Below are 17837 nucleotides of genomic sequence, written 5' to 3' on the forward strand. Positions count from 1 at the left end.
CAGGATCGAGGGACATACACCCCACCCATGAAGCAAAAAAAACCTACTCGCCCCGTAAAACTCAGAACGCCCGAAGAACAGGATGAGCGTCGTGGTCTGGGGTACGCCGTATCGATTCATGCCCTGCTGATCCTGCTGATGCTGTTTGGGTTCCTGGCTACTCCAAAAAACCCGAATCCGGTTCAAATCGAGTTATGGGCCAATGGCACGACGCCGACGGCAGCCGAACCCGATACAGAACCCGATACACCCGACACACCTACCCCACCGCCCAAGCCTGCGCCCAAGGAAACTCCTCCCCCGACGCCTGTTCCACCTACCCCGCCGGTGCCGACGCCTCCGCCCGCCGCCGCCAAGGCTGCGCCAGAGCCCAAGCCTGAAATCGATCCTGAAATCGCGCTGGAAAAGGCGCGCAAGGAACGCGAGAAAAAAGAAAAGGAAAAGGCAGCCCAGTTGGCCGCTGAAAAAGCTGCGGCCGAAAAAGCCGCCGCGGACGCCGCGGCGAAAAAAGCCGCGGCTGAAAAGGCGGCTGCTGAAAAAACGGCCAAGGCCAAAGAAGACGCCGCCAAAAAAGAGGCCGCCGAAAAGGCCGCCGCCGACAAGGCTGCCCGGGAAAAGGCCGCGCACGACAAGGCGGTAGCCGACAAAAAAGCCAAGGAACAGGCTGCCAAAAAGGCCGCGGACGAAAAAGCGGCCGCAGAAGAGGCCGCCCAGGAAAAAGCCGCTGCCGACAAGAAAGCCAAGGAACAAGCCGCCAAGAAAGCCGCTGAAAAAGCGGCCGCCGCCAAACGGGATGCGCTCAGAAAGGCCATGCGCAGCGATGCGCTGGGCGCCGCCGGCATCCCGGGCGGCACGGCCGATCGCAACCAATCGGGCGGAGGCGGCAACGACAACGGCTATGCGGCCAAAGTGCGGGCTTGCATACGTCCGCGCGTGGCCTATCCCGTGCCGCCCCGTGCCGGGTCAAACCCGACGTTACAATATAGGGCCAGCCTCGATCCCCAAGGTATGGTTACCAAAGTGGAAATACAGCGTTCCTCGGGCATTACGGGCTTTGACCATGCCGTCGCAACGGGAATTCAGAATTGTTCTCCATTCCCGAAACCCCCTTCCGGTAGGTACCCTTCGTATATCGATGGCGAATACCGCATGTATGAATGACAGGAGATTGCAGATATGACAGCCGCCACTCTAGCCAAAACCGACCTCACCAGGTTGTGGCGATTCTGGGCTTGCGGGCTTCTTATGCTCGTAACCAGCCTTATCGCCATCCGACCGGCCCATGCACAATTGCGCGTCGACATTTCAGGGGTCGGAGCAACCCAGTACCCGATCGCCATCGCCGACTTCGCGGGCAACCCCCAAGGGCAGGCCGTTGCCGAAGTCATTCGTGCCGACCTGAGCCGCTCGGGGCAATTTCAACTGATCAATGCCGCCGGTGCCAACCTGAACACCGAAAGCACGATTGATTACGACCAGTGGCGCAATCGCGGCGCCAACTATCTTGCCTATGGATCCATCACGCAATCCGGCGGACAGTACAGCGTCAGCTACCGGCTGGTCGATTCGGCGCGCAAAAGCCAGCTCGATGGCGTTGCCTTCACCGGCACCGAAAAAGAGCTGCGTCGAATCTCACATCAGATCGCCGATCGTATCTACGAAAAGATCACCGGCGTGCGCGGCGTGTTCTCGACGCGCATTGCCTATGTGTTGCAAACGGGCAACAATTATGAGTTACAAATTGCAGATGCCGACGGCCAAAATCCACAGGTCATGCTGCGCTCCAAACAGTCCATCATTTCACCCGCCTGGTCCCCCGATGGAAAGCGTCTGGCCTACGTCAGCTTTGAGTCCGGCAAGCCGGTCGTCTACATCCAGACCCTGGCCACAGGACAGCGTTTCCCCATTGCGAACTTCAAGGGAAATAACAGCGCACCCGCCTGGTCGCCCAGCGGCGGCCAGATGGCCATCGTGCTGTCGCGCGACAGTATTTCGCAAATTTACACCATCAACCCAGACGGCTCGGGCCTGCGCCGCGTCATGCGCTCGCCACTTATCGACACCGAACCGCAGTACACCCCAGACGGAGGCTCCCTGGTCTTCACGAGCGACCGCGGCGGCAGCCCCCAGATCTACAAAGTTGCGATCGGCGGCGGTGAAGCCCAGCGCGTCACTTTCAATGGCACCTACAACGTTTCTCCTCACATGTCTCCCGACGCAAACAACCTGGCATATGTGACCCGCCGGGGAGGGGCATTTCGTATCGCAATGCAAAATATGGCAAGCGGATCTGAACAATTGCTGACCAACGGACCCGACGATCAGTCCCCAAGTTTTGCACCGAACAGCATGCAAATCCTTTATAGTTCTGTTCAAGGTGGTCGCAGTGTTTTAGCAGTCGTTTCCGTTGACGGGCGTGTGCGCCAAACGCTATCCGCCCTCAACGGGAAAGTACGTGAACCCACCTGGGGACCATTTACCAACTAATTTTCAGTGTGACTCTTTTTCAAAGGAACTTAAATGAGCTCGCGCATCGCCAAAAGCCTCACTATCGCTGCATTGGTTGCCTCATTGGCAGCCTGCAGCTCCGTACCTCTCGACAAGAACGCCGGTGCCGGTTCTGGGTCCGGTTCGGCCAATTCGGGGCAAATCATGGACCCGTTCAACCCTCAAAGCCCTCTTGCCCAGCAACGCTCGGTCTATTTTGACTTCAACAGCTATGTTGTGGCCGATCAATACCGCAGCCTGGTTGAAATGCATTCGAAGTACCTGACAGCCCACAACCAGCAGAAAATCCGCATTGAAGGCAACGCGGATGCGCGCGGCAGCTCTGAATACAATCTGGCCCTCGGCCAACGTCGCTCCGACGCAGTCGCTCGCATGATGACCCTGTTGGGCGTCAACAGCAATCAGATCGAAGCCATCAGTTTCGGTAAGGAAAAACCCAAAGCCTTGGGCAATACCGAAGCGGATTACGCCGAAAACCGTCGCGCCGATATCGTGTACCAACGCTAATATCCAACCGCGGCAGTCCTAGCAGCGCCGTGGCGGCAACCCGCCGCGGCGTTTTTATTTGAACGGGAACCCAATATGAGCTTTTATTCCTTGTCCTTGCGCACAGCCGTGCTAGCCACAACGATTGCCATATCGTCGCTGGCCGCTCCAGCCCATGCGTTTGCCGACGACGAGGCGCGTCGAGCCATTCTTGATCTGCGCGCGCAGATCAAGCAGATTACCGATCAAAATCAGCAAGCGCGCCTGCAGCTTGCCGACCAGTTGGAAACCCTGCAGCACGAGGTCACCACCATGCGTGGAGAACTCGAAAAAATGCAGTGGCAACAAGACATGGAGAAGCGTGCTGGCCAGGATCAATCGGGCGGCAACCACCCGCAGGTCGACAACGCCCAGGAACAAGCGGCTTTCGACCAACCCATGGGCCTGTTTCGCAGCGGCAAATACAAAGAGGCCGCAGCAGCCTTTGGCAGCTTTCTTCAAAACTATCCTAACAGCCAGCTGTCTGCCGAAGCCAAGTTCTATCAGGGCAGCAGTTTTTATGCCAGCAAGAATTTCAAAGGCGCCATCCAGGAACTGCAAGGCCTGGTACAAGCGGATCCCAAGGACCCTCGTGCCGCCGATGCCCTGCTCGTCGTAGCGGCCAGCCAGGTCGAGCTCAACAGCATGGCCGGCGCCAAAGCCACTCTGCAGAAAATTGTAAAGTCCTACCCCAATACATCGGCGGCAGACACGGCTAAAAGCCGCCTCAAGCTCTTGCAATAATGCCCGACGACCCCGGCTGCGCCAACTCCAGGGCCTATCAAAGCGTCTGGCGCCGCAGGAAAGGCTTTTTAGTCCTGCTGCTGGGGGTCATGATCGGCTTGCTGTGTATCGACGTGCTGGTGGGTCCTGCCGGCCTGAGCGCCGACGTATTGGGGCGGGTGCTGCTGAACCCCCGTGGCGCCGATCCCACCATGGCGATTATTGTCTGGCAAATTCGCCTGCCGCAGGCCTTGATGGCAATCGTGATAGGCGCCGCGCTGGGTCTGGCCGGCGCCGAAATGCAGACCGTACTGAACAATCCTCTTGCCAGCCCGTTCACTCTGGGCATCTCGTCGGCGGCGGCCCTGGGAGCCTCTCTCGCCCTGGTCTTCGATTTCAATCTGCCATTTGTCCCAAACCAGTATGTGCTGGCCGCCAACGCCTTTGTTTTTGCGCTGTTCTGCGCCTATCTGCTGGATCTCGTGGCACGCAAGGCGCGCATAGGCACGGCGGGTATCGTTCTGTTCGGGATAGCGCTGGTCTTTACCTTCAACGCCCTGCTGTCCCTGGTTCAATTCACGGCCAGCGCCGCCGCGCTGCAGGATCTGATTTTCTGGATGATGGGAAGCCTGGCCCGCACCGACTGGCCGCGGCTGGGCGCCATGTCCCTGGTGCTGGCCATCGTCTTTCTGTATTCGCTAAGGCAATCCTGGCAACTTACCGCCTTGCGCTTCGGCGATGAACGCGCCACCAGTTTTGGCGTCGACACGCAAAAAGTCCGGCGCGCCGCATTGATTCGCATCAGCATTCTGGCGGCCCTGGCGGTTGCCCTGGTGGGCGTGATCGGCTTCATAGGGCTGATCGCGCCGCACATTGCCCGCAGGTTCTGGGGTGAAGACCATCGCTGGTACTTGCCCGCCAGCGCCCTGACCGGCAGTGTCATTCTGATTGTCGCGTCCATTGCATCGAAGCTTCTCGCCACCGACGCGGTGCTTCCCGTGGGTATTGTCACCACGCTGGTCGGCATCCCTTTCTTCCTGATTGCGGTATTGCGCAGGAAAGTGCTGCAATAGGCCATGGCACAGGAATCCTCGATCAGCACGCTGCATATCCGCGGGGTCTCAACCACCCTGGGTTCGCAAACAATACTCGAGCAATTGGATATGCCCGATTTACCCATGGGCAGCCTGGTGGCCCTGCTGGGCCCCAATGGCAGCGGCAAATCCACATTGCTGAAAAGCATTGCCGGCCTGCTGCCCGCGACGCTGGCCGCACTCGATCTGGGAAAGATCGACTTGAACACTCTCGGAGCAACCGAACGCGCCGAGCATGTTCGCTACCTGCCGCAATCCTTGCCCGGCGACGTGCATTTGACGGTGCTTGAAGCGCTGCTGGTTGCGCTCCAGGCGCGTGGGCAGGATCGCCATGCAAGACTGCGTCCGGCCCACGCCATCGCCAGCGTGGAAGCAATCTTGCACGACCTGGGCATAGCCGCCCTGGGTCCTCGCTACCTGGACGAATTGTCCGGCGGGCAAAAACAGCTGGTCGGTCTTGCCCAGGCGCTCATCCACGAGCCTGCCGTATTGCTGCTCGACGAACCCCTCGCCTCGCTCGACCTGAACTACCAGCATCACGTCATGCATCTGTTGCGGCGACTGACCCGCACCCGAGGCCTGTTGACGATTCTGGTGCTGCACGATCTGAATATCGCCTTGCGCTACGCCGACTACGCCCTGCTCATGAAACAGGGAACGCTGTTGGCCAGTGGAGCGCCGCAAGACGTGATCAATCCCGATATACTCGCAAAAACATTCTCGATCCGGGCACGCATCGAAACCTGCAGTCTTGGGTATCCCTGTGTGCTGGTCGACGACCTGATACAGATCTGAATCCCTTCATGTCCACCGCAGACACACTACCTCAATACATTGCCCCTGGCCTGGACTACCCTATGGCCTATACGATGGCGGGCAGCGGCCAGGCCGTGCTGCTGATCCACGGGTCTTTGTGCGATTACCGCTACTGGCGCTGGCAAATACCTGCGTTCAGCCAGCAACGGCAGGTGCTCGCACCCAGCCTGCGCGGCTATTGGCCTTCGGCCTTTACCGACGACAATCCAGCCTTCGGTGTCGCTCGACATGCGCAGGACCTGATCGAATTCATACGCTTGCAACAGACGGAGGGGCCCGTACACATACTGGGCCACTCGCGCGGCGCGCATGTGGCCCTTGAACTGGCGTGCACGGCTCCTGAACTGGCACGCTCCCTTACTCTGGCCGACCCCGGGTTCCGCTTCGAACAAGAACCCGTGCTGCAATCCTTTCAGCTCGATGTAGTGCAAAAGCTCAAGACGGGCGATCTTGACGGTGCCTTGGCCGAATTCGTCGACACGGTAAATGGTGCCGGCACCTGGCGCCAAATGGTCAGCTGGTTCAAAACCATGGTCAAAGACAATGCCGGCACCCTGCTGTCGCAAATCCACGAAATCGACCAGAGCTTTCGCCTGGAGCGGGTCCGCAAGCTGAGCTGCCCGGTGCTGTTGCTGGGCGGCGCAAACAGCCCCGCCCGTTATGGCCAGCGCCTGGACATTCTGCAGCAGGCTTTGCCAGGCGCCGAAAGGGCGACCATTCCGCTGGCTGCTCACGGCATGAATCTTGCCAACCCCAAAGCGTTCAACGAACGAGTGCTGCAGTTTCTGAATGCACGCTCATAACACCCCCTATGCTGAAAAACATTGATCGGACTGCCATGAATTCCGCCGCTGCCACACCCAGAATTACTGTTGCCCAGTTCAATAAACTGCTCGAGCAACAGCACCCTTTTGCCGCACAGCTGGAAATAGAGGTGCTGGAAATCGGCTACGGCACCGCGCTATTGCGGCTGCCGGCACGCAGCTCCAACCAGCGTCTGGGCGGCATCGTGGCAGGCCCCATGCTCATGGGCCTGGCGGACCTGGCGCTTTATGCCGCAGTGGTGGGTGCCAGCGGCAATGCCGAAGCGGTCACAGCCAGCCTGACCATCAATTTTCTGCGCAAAACACCGGCGGGCGACGTGCTGGCCCACGCCCGCCTGCTGAAAATCGGCAAGCTCACCGCCGGAGAAGTATTGCTGGAGCCGGCCGACGGCGGCGACCCGGTTGCCCAGGTCGTAAGCACCTGGGCCTTGCCCCGCAACACATCGCCCGCGGCCTGACCCCATCCCCGCAGCCCTTTGCCACGCTAGCGTGCTGTTTGCTTAGATCAGCCTTCGGCCAGGACCGGTGAAACCACCCCGCGATTCGCAAAATGGCCGCCGATGTTTTCCAGAAACCGATCAAGCGAGGCCTGCATGGCTTCAGGTGAACGCCCTCCCACATGAGGAGTCAGCACCACATTGGGCAGATCGATCAAGGATTCCGGCGCCAAGGGTTCGCTCTCGTACACATCCAGGCCTGCCGCAGCAACGCTGCCACGGCGCAAGGCCGCGGCCAGCGCCTCGGTATCCACCACGCTGCCCCGCGAGACATTGACCAGCACGCCTTGCGGTCCAAGAGCGTCGAGCACCGGCGTATTGATGAGATGCCGCGTAGCAGGCCCCCCCGGTGTGGCAACAATCAGAAAATCGCACCATTTGGCCAGGTCCTGAACGCTATCGAAGTACGCATAGGCCACATCGTCGCGCCGGCTGCGGCTGTGATAGCCCACCTCCATGTCGAATCCGGCTGCCCTCTTGGCGAGTTGCCGCCCTATCATGCCCAGGCCCACAATACCCAGGCGCTTGTTAGCCACGGTAGGCGAATAGGCGGGCAAAGCATCGCGGAACATCCCGCTGCGAACGGCATGGTCCAGTGTTACGATGCCGCGCACCGCCGCAATGAGCAGGCCGAATGCATGATCGGCAACACAGGCATCGTTAGTACCGGCGCCGTTGGCAATAGTAATTCCCCGCTGCCGCGCCGCGGAAATATCGATATTTTCGTAACCCACGCCCAGCGAGCAAACGATCTCCAGCTCCGGCATGGCCTGCATCTCCTGGCTGGTCAACCCAATCGTTCCTATGGTCAGCACCCCCCGAATACGCGCCCCGTCCCGGGCAATGGCCTCGTTGCGTGCGGCCTTGTCCGGCGCATACACCATGTCGTAAGCCTGGGAAACCTGATCCCGGTATATCGTTTGAAGCGGAACGAGCACCAATAGGGGTATTTTTTGCGACATGTCCTGAGCCTGGCCTGATTGCGAATAAGTAAGATCATAAAACACTCCGTATAGTCTGCGCACAGCCATTTTTTAATTGCTAAAAGCACATATATAATTGCTTCTAGCAAATTTTGGGAGAAATCAAAATGGACGCCAGGCAACTCGCAGATCGGGCCGAAACGGTCCGCCGCTTCAACCGTTTCTACACCCGCCAGATCGGCGTGCTGCGCGAGCATCTGCTGGACAGCAAGTTCTCCCTGACCGAAGTTCGGATTCTTTACGAGCTGGCTCATCGAGCCAAGCTGACAACAACCGATCTGGTGAACGAACTGGGCTTGAATGCCGGCTATCTCAGCCGTGTCATCGCAGGCTTCGAAAAACGCGGGCTCATCGAGAAAACACGTTCCAAAACCGATGCGCGAGCCTCTCTGCTTGCCCTGACTCGCCAGGGCCGTGCCAGCTTCGAGCCCCTGGACAAGGCCTCGCACCAAGAGGTGGCAGCCATGCTGGAACAGCTTACACAAGCCGAGCAACAGCAACTGGTCGACGCCATGCACCAGATCGAAGGCTTGCTGGGCAAGCCCAGCCAAACCTATCTGCTGCGAGAACCGCAAGCGGGCGACATGGGTTGGGTCATTCACCGGCACGGAGCCCTATACGCTCAGGAATACGGCTGGAATACCGATTTCGAAGCACTGGTGGCGGAAGTCATCGCCAAGTACATCCGAGATTTCAACCCCGCATGGGAGCGCAGCTGGATTGCCGAAAAGAACGGCGCGGTCGTCGGTTCGGTGTTTCTGGTGCGGCATACGGCAGATACCGCAAAACTGCGACTGCTGTACGTGGAGCCCGGAGCCCGCGGCCTGGGCATCGGCAAGCGCCTGGTGGAAGAGTGCATCCGACATGCCAGGCAGTTGGGCTACCGGAAACTGGTGCTCTGGACCAACAGCATCCTGATCGGCGCACGCCGCATCTATCAGAACGCCGGCTTCAAGCTGGTCGAAGAAGAACCGCACCATAGTTTCGGCAAAGACCTGGTCGGCGAAACCTGGGAGCTCCTTCTGTGAATGCATACCGGCTCGCGCTGGGCGCCGCCGCGGCCACGGGCGTGCTCGTTGGCGCCGCAATGGTCGCCACCCGAGTCGTCGCTCCTGCCGTGTCTCCGGTAACGCTGGCGTTTTTACGCTATCTGATAGGCCTGGCCTTTCTGCTCATACCCCTGCTCGGCATTCGCTGGCCCAAATATACGGCCAAGGATATTGTGGCCATCGCAGCGCTGGGAATCCTGCAGTTCGCCGTGCTGATCGTGCTGGTGAACTATGCACTCGAATCGCTGTCGGCGGGGCTGTGCGCGCTGATTTTCTCGACCATGCCCCTGGTCACTATGTGTCTTGCACTGGCGCTGCGCCAGGAAACCCTGGATGGCACCAAAACAATCGGCATCCTGCTGGCGATTACCGGGGTGGCGGTTTCTCTCAACCCCTCGTCCCTGGCCGCGGGCGGTGGCACAGGCTGGACATCGCCCGCCGCGATCATCGGCGCAACCATCGTCGGCGCAAGCTGCAGCGTGCTGTACCGGCCCTATCTGAAGCGCTATCCCGCCCTGCCCACAAGCGGAATCGCAATGTTCTCTTCTGTAGTGTTTCTGGCCGTCGCCTGCCTATCCACGGGCCAGGCGCTTTGGCCGCCGCTGAACCTCGTCCAGTGGCTGAATGTCGTATTCATGGGTTTCGCCAGCGGGCTTGGCTATTATCTCTGGCTGTGGGCACTCGGCCGCATCGAGGCCAGCCGCGTCGTGGCTTTCCAGGCACTGGGGCCGGTTACCGCCGCACTGATCGAATTGCCGATAGAACAACACCTGCCATCCTGGACCTTGTGCCTTTCCATTGCGCTGGTCGTGTCGGGGCTGCTGCTGGTGCAACGCATGCAAGCCCGCAGGCCGGCCCGGATCAATTAAATATTGCATTTATCCAGGCCTTGTCTAAAAATGAAGACAGTAATCCCAGCGAACAGCGGAACAAAGAAACAGGCCATGCCCAAGAAATCAGCCACACCCAATGTCGACGCCACCGGTTTGAACAAAGGCCTGACCAGCTATGGCGATAACGCCTTCTCGCTTTTCTTGAGAAAGGCTTTCATCAAGGGCGCGGGCTACACCAATACGGCGCTGGACCGGCCCGTCATCGGCATAGCCAATACCGGCAGCGCCTATAACCCCTGCCACGGCAATGCTCCGCAACTGATGGAGGCCGTCAAGCGCGGCATCATGCTGGCGGGCGGCTTGCCCATGGATTTCCCGACCATATCCATCCATGAAAGCTTTTCATTTCCAACCAGCATGTATCTGCGCAACCTGATGTCGATGGATACCGAGGAAATGATCCGGGCGCAGCCCATGGATGCCGTCGTGCTGATAGGCGGCTGCGACAAAACCGTGCCTGCCCAGCTAATGGGCGCGGCCTCGGCCGGCATACCGGCGATTCAACTCATTACCGGGTCCATGCTGACCGGCTCGCATCGTTCCGAGCGTGTTGGGGCCTGTACCGACTGCCGCCGATACTGGGGCAAATACCGAGCCCAGGAAATCGATGACGTGGAAGTTGCCGAGGTTAACGACCAACTGGTAGCCAGCGTCGGCACCTGCTCGGTCATGGGGACGGCCAGCACCATGGCCTGCATCGCCGAAGCCCTGGGCATGACCGTTCCCGGCGGGGCTTCGCCTCCGGCGGTAACGGCCGACAGAATGCGCATAGCCGAACTGACAGGCGCCCAGGCCGTACAGATTGCCATAAAACGCCTTACAATCGACAAAATACTGACGGCCGACGCATTTGAAAATGCCATGCGCGTGCTGCTTGCCATCGGTGGCTCCACCAACGGCATCGTGCACTTGACTGCAATAGCCGGCCGCCTGGGGCTGGATATCGACCTCAAGGCACTGGATCGTATGGGACGCGACACGCCCGTTCTGCTGGATCTGAAACCGTCCGGCCAACACTATATGGAAGACTTCCACAAGGCCGGCGGCATGGCCACCTTGCTGCGCGAGCTAAAGCCCTTGCTCAAGCTGGATGCCCTGACCGTCACCGGGCGAACCCTGGGCGAGGAAATGGAGCTCGCGGGCGCCGGGTTTGCACAAAACGTGGTGAAAACCATCAAAGACCCCATTTACCCGCAAGGCGGGATTGCCGTACTTGAAGGCAATCTGGCCCCGGATGGCGCCATTATCAAGCAGTCGGCAGCGCATCCGAAACTGATGGAGCACGAAGGCAGGGCTGTCGTATTTGAAAACGCCGCAGACCTGGCTAACAGAATCGACTCCGACGATCTGGACGTGAAGGAAGACGATATCCTGGTCCTGAAGAACATTGGGCCCAAAGGTGCCCCGGGCATGCCGGAAGCCGGCTACATCCCGATTCCCAAAAAACTGGCCGTTCTAGGCGTCAAGGATATCGTGCGAATCTCCGACGGCCGCATGAGCGGCACCGCATTCGGCACCATTGTTTTACATGTCACCCCCGAATCGGCCATCGGCGGCCCGCTGGCATACGTCCGGAATGGCGACCGGATCCGGCTGAGCGTAAAGAACCGGGAAATCTCCCTGCTGGTTTCCAGCGCCGAATTGCAAAAACGCATGAAAGAAAAGCCTGTTACCCCCCCCACCGCCGAACGAGGATATCAAAAGCTGTTTCTGGATTCAGTCACCCAGGCCGACAAAGGTGTGGATTTCGATTTTCTGCGAGCCGCGCATATCAAAGGATCAACACCCAAATAAATCAGGCCTCACACACCTCTGCCACGGAACCGATTCTTGCAAGTTGCGTTTGCCGGGCCGGCTTCATGAACAGAAAGTACTCTAGCGAGAGACATCATGTTCAAAATCCAACACATCGACCACATCGTGCTGCGCGTTTCGAACCTTCAAGCCATGCTGAGTTTCTATCTGAACGCGTTGGGCTGTTCAATGGACCGCATCCGGGACGACCTGGGGCTGTATCAGATCCGCGCCGGCAATTCGCTGATCGACCTGATCACCATCGACGGCATACTGGGCCGCGAGGGCGGCGCCGCGCCTGGCCGGGAAGCGCGCAATCTCGATCACTTCTGTTTAAGCATAGCGCCTTTCGATGCCAAAGCAATACAGGCGCATCTGCGGCGGCACGATGTCCAGGTAGGAGACCCCGTATCCCGCTACGGAGCCCAAGGCGAAGGGCCTTCCCTCTATATCAACGACCCGGATGGCAATCTCGTGGAGCTCAAAGGGCCCGCCTGGGAAATGGCCGCCCCGCAGGAAATGTAGCAGCGCGCCCGGCGAAAAGCCGTCAAGGCAGCCATAGCTGCGCATCATCCCAAAGCGAGCGGGCAAGCTCGCGCGCCGGCCGATCCGAAGCCATGCCCGCGGATTGCCCCGCCCACGCCTGCATTCTTTGTATGTCGCCGCTTTGCTGGGCCGCCTTGCGCATGGCCGCCGTCAGGCCGCGCTGCACCGGATAAGGCGCCGGAACCGGGGCCGTGGCGGCGCTCGCCGCCCGCACATAATCGGTAGCAATGCTGCGGCCGGCCCGGCCGCTGAACGAACGGGTTACGACGGTGCCTTCCGGTGCCGCATCGGCCAGGGCCCTGGCCCAGGCCGGATTAAGCTTGGCTTCGGGGCAGCGTAAAAAACCCGTGCCGATCTGTACCGCGCTCGCCCCCAGCGTCAGTGCCGCCGCAACGCCTCGCGAATCGGCGATGCCGCCCGTGGCGACAACAGGTATCTTCACCGCGTCCACAACCGCGGGCAGCAGGGAAAACAAGCCTACCTGCTGTATCTCGGCCTGGCTGGCATCGAAACACCCCCTGTGCCCTCCCGCTTCCATGCCCTGGGCAACCACCACGTCCGCCCCGGCGGCTTCCGCCGCTCTGGCCTCGGCCACGGTGGACACAACGGCAAACCAGGCGATGCCCCGGGCCTTGAGCTCTTTGACGAATTCGGCCGGATACAGGCCCATGATCGAGGAAACGATAGGCGGCCTGGCCTCGAGCATGGCTTCGCACTGAGCGGAAAAATCGGGCGGCGACGCGTCGGCGGCATCCGCGGGCACAGCCGGCCCCCAAGCGGAAAGGAACTCGCGAATCGAGGCTTCGTGCCGCGCATCGCGCACCGGCTTGGGATCGGGTATCCACAGATTGAGCTGGAACACGCCCTGGGTATGCGCGCGAAATTCTGCCACCCAGGCGGCGATGTCGGCCGCCTGCATCAACAACACGCCGCAAGAACCCAGCCCGCCCGCATCGGCCACCGCGATCGACAGCGACGGCGGACATGCGCCCGCCATCGGCGCCAGCAAAATGGGCAGGCCCAGCCCATAACGTTTACAAAACAGATCGGCGCGAGTGCGTACGGTGCTCATCGGAATCCTTTTTCACTGATTATGTAGTGGAACGACGCCGCAATAATGTAATTGCGGCGGCCAGCAACAGGCAAGCCGCCCCCACACTGGGGTAGAAAATCGATTCTTGCAATGTGCCGGGCGGAATTGTCAAAGGCCCCAGCAATTGCCCGACGGCGAAAGCAGTAGTCATGGCGGCGATCAGCCTTGAAGCGTCGGCGCCTGCCACCAAGCGCGCCTCGCGCAGGCCCGCCATCGTCACCACCATGAAGGTGCCGCCCACACAGAAGGTGCTGATCACGACCGTCGCCAGGCAGGGGTACAGGGCGGGCGCCAGAACTCCGACGGCCGTCACGACAAGGCTGTATGCCCATACATTTCGCGGCAATGCCTGTTTGAATAGATAGGCGGAGATTATGGTCGAGAGGGCCGCGGCCGCCCCAAATACCGGCCAAACCCAACCGAACACGGACGGATCGCTGATCAACTGGCGTGCAAACGCCGGCAGGAATGTGGCCGGAATGATGTAGCCAAAGCCAAAAGCGCCATAGCAAAAAGTAATTTTCCAACCCTCGACACCCATGCGTTGGGCCGTGTGCGCCGCCACGGCACGCGGCGCGCCTGCCCCCCAATTGAGCGGACGCCACGCCAGGACCAACACCGCAACCGCAAAGACACCCATGGCGAGCCATGCATGGTCGGGAGATTGATGCCAGACACCGGCCGCCAGACCGGTAAACCCGGCAAGTATCATCCCCAGGCCGACTCCGGCAAAGACCCAGCCATAAAAAGTCGAGGGTTGTTGCGAAAGCACATTCAATACCCACGACGAAATGCCGATCAGGGCATAGGCGCTTGCCACGCCGGTAAGCAGACGCAGTACTACCCACGCCTCGAACATGTGTGTCAACCCGGTGGCAATCGTCAGCACCGCGATCCAGAGAAGGCTGAGCCGCGCCGCACGGCCCGGCGCCGGATTGAAAATCAGACTGACGAGCGCTCCCAGAAGGTACCCAATATAGTTTGCGCTTGCCAGCCAGGCGCCCTGCCGCAGGGTCAGGCCGAAGCTCTGCTGCATCAGGGGCAGCAAGGGTGTAAACGCAAAGCGCCCTATACCCATCGCGGACGCAAGTCCGAGCGCGGCGATCAAGGTTGCAGCAATCGGTGTGGGAGGTCTATTCAAAGTATTCATGAGGCCTTATGCTAGCCGCTTTATTGATTTTCGTATAACGAATGCAGGAAGGGCTGCGAAACCGCAGCCCTTCTGTCGCACAAACATGACACAAGCTGGAGCGAACTACAAGGCGCCCACCTTTTGCTTCCAGAGTTCCCACGGCCTGTGCATAACGCCCCGGATCGTGGCATCCGCATTTTGCCCTTCCTGCTCATCCAGATAAATGATTTCTCCACCGAGATTGATCGCCTTCTCTTGCAGGGAGGCATTCAATTCCGTATAGATGGCACGATACACCGCAACCGACACGTCGCCGCCAACAGCAACAAAACCGTGGCCGCGCATCAGGGAAACACTGGATCCATCAAGGATTTTCGCCAACTCGGCCCCATGTTCGGCGCAGGTGACCAGCAAATCCGTGCAACCGAATTTGCTCTTGATATCGAATACCGGCGCACCGCCGGTGAGAAAGCCCGCCATGTGATAAATAGGGCGCAGGCGTACGCTGGACGCGGCGAATGGAATGACCGAGGGCGAATGGCTGTGCACTACCGCCTGTACATCCGGCCGCTGCTTATAGATTTCTCCGTGAATAAAACGTTCAAGATACGGTCTTCTCGAATCGCCGTTTACCGCCACGGAGTCGAGGTCATATTCAATAATGTCATTTTGCGCAACCAATTCAGGCGCCAGGGAACGCGACAAAAAATAATGTTCCGGCTTATCGGGATTGCGCATGCTGACATGCCCAAAGCCGTCAAGCACGCCATATTTCGCAAGAATGCGATTTGCAAACACCAGGTCTTCCACACCGAATTGCAGCTCATTGCTCATGGCCGTGCTTTCCTTGAATCTTTATAAAGTGTTATTTCAGCGAGATGTGGGATTGATCCGCCAGCTTCTTGTAGGTGGCCAAATCGTTATCGACCCGTTTGGCAAAATCCTTGGAGTTCAGGACATCGACCTCGTAATAGCGGTCTTTATATTCGCCCTGAAGCTTCTTCTCTTTCATGGTGGTCAATACCGCCGACTCAAGTTTCTGGCGGACGTCCTCCGGCAGGCCTGCCGGCGCGAACAAGCCAAACCACACCGATATGTCCATATCTGAAAACGGCGGTGTCTCTGCAATGGCGGGCACGTCATTCATGAACGACAGCCGGTTCTTCGAGGCAACGCCAAGCATCCGCAGCTGCCCCGCCTCGGCATGCGGCGCCACATTGGGAATCGTGCTGAACAAGATCGGCACCTGATTGCTCAAGCCATCGTTCACGGCTGGCGCGCACCCTTTATACGGCACATGCAGAATGTCCAGCCCCGCCAGCAAATTGAAATCGGCGCCGGCGAAGTGCTGCGGAGTTCCGGTTCCGCAAGAAGAGTAGCTCAAGCTGCCTTTATGCTGCTTTGCATACGCCACCAGATCGGCCACGCTTTTCACCGGCAGTTTGCTGTTCACCGCCAGGGCAATGGGCGTGGACACCAGGTTTGCAATAGGCTCCAGGCTCTTCTTGACGTCGTAGCCCTGCGTGAAGCCGAGGCTGCCATTGATCGTCATGGTGCTGTTGGTCAGCAGCAGGGTATATCCGTCCGGCTTGGCCCGCGCCACATAATTGGCGCCGATATTTCCGGATGCGCCGGCCTTGTTATCGACGATGATGGGTGCATTACCCAAATTCTTGGACAATTCCTGCGCCAAGAGCCGCGCGACGATATCGGCGCCGCCGCCCGCCGAGAACGGGACGACTATCGTCATCGAATGACTGGGATACGTGTCGGCACGGGCATTCATCGCAATCCACGGCAGCATTCCCAGAAGTGCTGTCGCCCCCAGTTTCAAGGCAAGTCTTGTATTCATTATGGTTGTCTCCGGACAGGTTTATTCTTGCGTATGGATGGATACCGCCAATATGAAATTGGCCGACGGGCAAAATGCCGCCGATACGCATGGCTGCTTCTATAGCAGCATCTGCATCCGTTCGATTTTGTCGTTTTCCATATATGAATAAAAATGAAAATTTCATATCATTCATATTGAAATTCGTATAGCTACCAGACCAGGTGACTCTTTTTAAGCGCTATTCATGTCCACCGGAGTGTCGAGCCCGATGGCCCGACTGTTGCCATGACTATTGCGAAGAGTGACGTTCAGGCGCTGTGCCGATTTTTTGCGTGATTGATCGTATCCAGCGCCAGGGCGGAATGGGCATAGGCTCCGCCCGCCCGCATTTCCGAAGCAACCCAGATGGCCTCCATGATTTCCTGTTCGCTGGCGCCCTCCCGTACGGCAAGTTCGGTATGACCACGAATGCAATAGGGACATTGCGTGACATGCGCGACGGCCACCGCAATCAGTTGCTTCATTTTTTTGGGCAGGGCTCCCTCGGCGAACACCTGCGCGCTAAATGCCTTGAACGCGGCCATAGTCTCCGGCGCCAGATCGGCGCGTTGCTTGGCGAGCTCTTTAGTCATGGCGGGAAATATCGATTGATCCATATTCATGCTCCTGGTTCCAACTGCATTATGAAAACTTCAAGCCTGTTGCCAGGACCTATCATAGTCCTCGCTTCTTCATAAAGCCGCCGAAGGCCGCGGGCCAAAGAATCACATCAATAAGTCAGGCAGCGCCGCCATGTCGGTGAAAACCGCCGAGGCCCCGGCCTGAAACAGAGGCTCGTCATGGCCCAAAGGGGAGTAGGCAAAAACCGTGGCACCGGCAGCGACACCCGCCGAAACGCCTGTTACGCTGTCTTCAACAATGGCGCAACGCTGCGCGGCCACATCCAGCGCCTTGGCGGCAGCCAGGTACACATCCGGAAAAGGCTTGTTTCTGGCAACCTCATAGCCGCTGAACATCCTGTCTTCAAAATACCCCAGCAGCCCGACTTTATCGAGCTGCAAGCTGATTTTTCCGCGATCCGCCGCCGAGGCGCAGGCAATGCCGGACTGCCAATACGGCGAGATCCGGGACAGAGCCTCGTGAATACCCGGCACCGCTTCAAGATTCAGGCTCAGCGCGCTGTTGCGCCGAATCCTGAATTCGTCGATCCAGCCCTGGCCCGGCTTCCTGCCGGTGCGCTGCTGGATAATTGCCAACTCATCCTGGACGGCTTTGCCCACAAACAATGCATGGCACTCCTGGTGACTTAAAGGCCAGCCTAATTCCTCGAGCATTTCTCTGAGCACCCCCGTGGTAATTGCCTCGCTGTCCACCAGAACACCGTCACAATCGAAAATGACCGCATCGAATTTCATTGAATATCCCACCTCTTTTGTCCTGCGCCGCCGCGCCGGAAGCCTCTGTTTCATGCTCATTACAACACGCTGGTTTGACGGCCGGCCTCGGTGACGTATTATTGCGTTCTC

At 59.1% G+C, this 17837-nt stretch carries 19 protein-coding genes; 12 read left to right on the forward strand and 7 right to left on the reverse strand.

The annotated features are described in order from the left end of the window. Positions 1–27 precede the first annotated feature (27 nt). The 8 genes from tolA (at position 28) to ACYVIS_RS12390 (ending at position 6948) form a co-directional block, all read left to right on the forward strand. Positions 28–1161, forward strand: a complete 1134-nt coding sequence (gene tolA / locus ACYVIS_RS12355) for a cell envelope integrity protein TolA (protein ID WP_460874089.1) — start codon at positions 28–30, stop codon at positions 1159–1161. Between the two features lie 15 nt (positions 1162–1176). Further along, positions 1177–2487 (forward strand): Tol-Pal system beta propeller repeat protein TolB, encoded by a 1311-nt coding sequence (gene tolB, locus ACYVIS_RS12360; protein WP_232742675.1) that lies wholly within the window; start codon positions 1177–1179, stop codon positions 2485–2487. 33 nt (positions 2488–2520) lie between these two features. Beyond that, on the forward strand, positions 2521–3015 hold the full coding sequence (gene pal, locus ACYVIS_RS12365; RefSeq protein ID WP_232742674.1) for a peptidoglycan-associated lipoprotein Pal: 495 nt from the start codon (positions 2521–2523) through the stop codon (positions 3013–3015). A gap of 75 nt (positions 3016–3090) precedes the next feature. Then, positions 3091–3777: a tol-pal system protein YbgF gene (gene ybgF / locus ACYVIS_RS12370; protein WP_232742673.1), complete on the forward strand. Its 687-nt coding sequence runs from the start codon at positions 3091–3093 to the stop codon at positions 3775–3777. After that, complete coding sequence (locus ACYVIS_RS12375) at positions 3777–4829, forward strand: FecCD family ABC transporter permease (protein ID WP_460874091.1); 1053 nt, start codon at positions 3777–3779, stop codon at positions 4827–4829. The genes ybgF and ACYVIS_RS12375 overlap by 1 nt, the downstream gene beginning before the upstream one ends. A gap of 3 nt (positions 4830–4832) precedes the next feature. After that, positions 4833–5645 carry an ABC transporter ATP-binding protein gene (locus ACYVIS_RS12380; RefSeq protein WP_232742671.1) on the forward strand — a complete coding sequence of 271 codons (813 nt, stop codon included), beginning with the start codon at positions 4833–4835 and terminating at the stop codon, positions 5643–5645. 8 nt (positions 5646–5653) lie between these two features. Beyond that, positions 5654–6469, forward strand: a complete 816-nt coding sequence (locus ACYVIS_RS12385) for an alpha/beta fold hydrolase (protein WP_232742670.1) — start codon at positions 5654–5656, stop codon at positions 6467–6469. 35 nt (positions 6470–6504) lie between these two features. Then, positions 6505–6948, forward strand: a complete 444-nt coding sequence (locus tag ACYVIS_RS12390; RefSeq protein WP_232742669.1) for a PaaI family thioesterase — start codon at positions 6505–6507, stop codon at positions 6946–6948. A gap of 47 nt (positions 6949–6995) precedes the next feature. On the opposite strand, the gene ACYVIS_RS12395 is transcribed toward ACYVIS_RS12390, so the two are convergent. After that, positions 6996–7949, reverse strand: a complete 954-nt coding sequence (locus tag ACYVIS_RS12395) for a 2-hydroxyacid dehydrogenase (protein ID WP_460874092.1) — start codon at positions 7947–7949, stop codon at positions 6996–6998. A 128-nt stretch (positions 7950–8077) separates the two neighbouring features. Here ACYVIS_RS12395 and ACYVIS_RS12400 point away from each other — a divergent pair, with 128 nt between their 5' ends. From ACYVIS_RS12400 to ACYVIS_RS12415, 4 genes are all read left to right on the forward strand, one after another. After that, positions 8078–8998, forward strand: coding sequence for a bifunctional helix-turn-helix transcriptional regulator/GNAT family N-acetyltransferase (locus ACYVIS_RS12400; protein ID WP_460874093.1), 921 nt, complete (start codon positions 8078–8080; stop codon positions 8996–8998). Next, positions 8995–9888, forward strand: coding sequence for a DMT family transporter (locus ACYVIS_RS12405; RefSeq protein ID WP_232742666.1), 894 nt, complete (start codon positions 8995–8997; stop codon positions 9886–9888). Before ACYVIS_RS12400 ends, ACYVIS_RS12405 begins: the two co-directional genes overlap by 4 nt. A 75-nt stretch (positions 9889–9963) precedes the next feature. Then, positions 9964–11706, forward strand: a complete 1743-nt coding sequence (locus ACYVIS_RS12410) for an IlvD/Edd family dehydratase (RefSeq protein WP_232742665.1) — start codon at positions 9964–9966, stop codon at positions 11704–11706. Positions 11707–11802: 96 nt separating this feature from the next. Beyond that, on the forward strand, positions 11803–12231 hold the full coding sequence (locus ACYVIS_RS12415; protein ID WP_232742664.1) for a VOC family protein: 429 nt from the start codon (positions 11803–11805) through the stop codon (positions 12229–12231). A gap of 22 nt (positions 12232–12253) precedes the next feature. Here the strand turns inward: ACYVIS_RS12415 and ACYVIS_RS12420 are convergent, their stop codons facing one another. The 6 genes from ACYVIS_RS12420 to ACYVIS_RS12445 form a co-directional block, all read right to left on the reverse strand. Beyond that, positions 12254–13324, reverse strand: coding sequence for an NAD(P)H-dependent flavin oxidoreductase (locus ACYVIS_RS12420; protein WP_232742663.1), 1071 nt, complete (start codon positions 13322–13324; stop codon positions 12254–12256). A gap of 19 nt (positions 13325–13343) precedes the next feature. Further along, positions 13344–14495, reverse strand: a complete 1152-nt coding sequence (locus ACYVIS_RS12425; protein WP_232742662.1) for a YbfB/YjiJ family MFS transporter — start codon at positions 14493–14495, stop codon at positions 13344–13346. A gap of 105 nt (positions 14496–14600) precedes the next feature. After that, complete coding sequence (locus ACYVIS_RS12430; protein WP_232742661.1) at positions 14601–15311, reverse strand: class II aldolase/adducin family protein; 711 nt, start codon at positions 15309–15311, stop codon at positions 14601–14603. Positions 15312–15342: 31 nt separating this feature from the next. Beyond that, positions 15343–16329: a Bug family tripartite tricarboxylate transporter substrate binding protein gene (locus tag ACYVIS_RS12435; RefSeq protein WP_460874095.1), complete on the reverse strand. Its 987-nt coding sequence runs from the start codon at positions 16327–16329 to the stop codon at positions 15343–15345. A gap of 290 nt (positions 16330–16619) precedes the next feature. Then, positions 16620–16967 (reverse strand): carboxymuconolactone decarboxylase family protein, encoded by a 348-nt coding sequence (locus ACYVIS_RS12440; RefSeq protein ID WP_232742659.1) that lies wholly within the window; start codon positions 16965–16967, stop codon positions 16620–16622. Between the two features lie 108 nt (positions 16968–17075). Continuing rightward, on the reverse strand, positions 17076–17726 hold the full coding sequence (locus ACYVIS_RS12445; protein ID WP_460874096.1) for an HAD family hydrolase: 651 nt from the start codon (positions 17724–17726) through the stop codon (positions 17076–17078). Positions 17727–17837 lie beyond the last annotated feature (111 nt).

Source organism: Paralcaligenes ginsengisoli, from assembly GCF_054781135.1.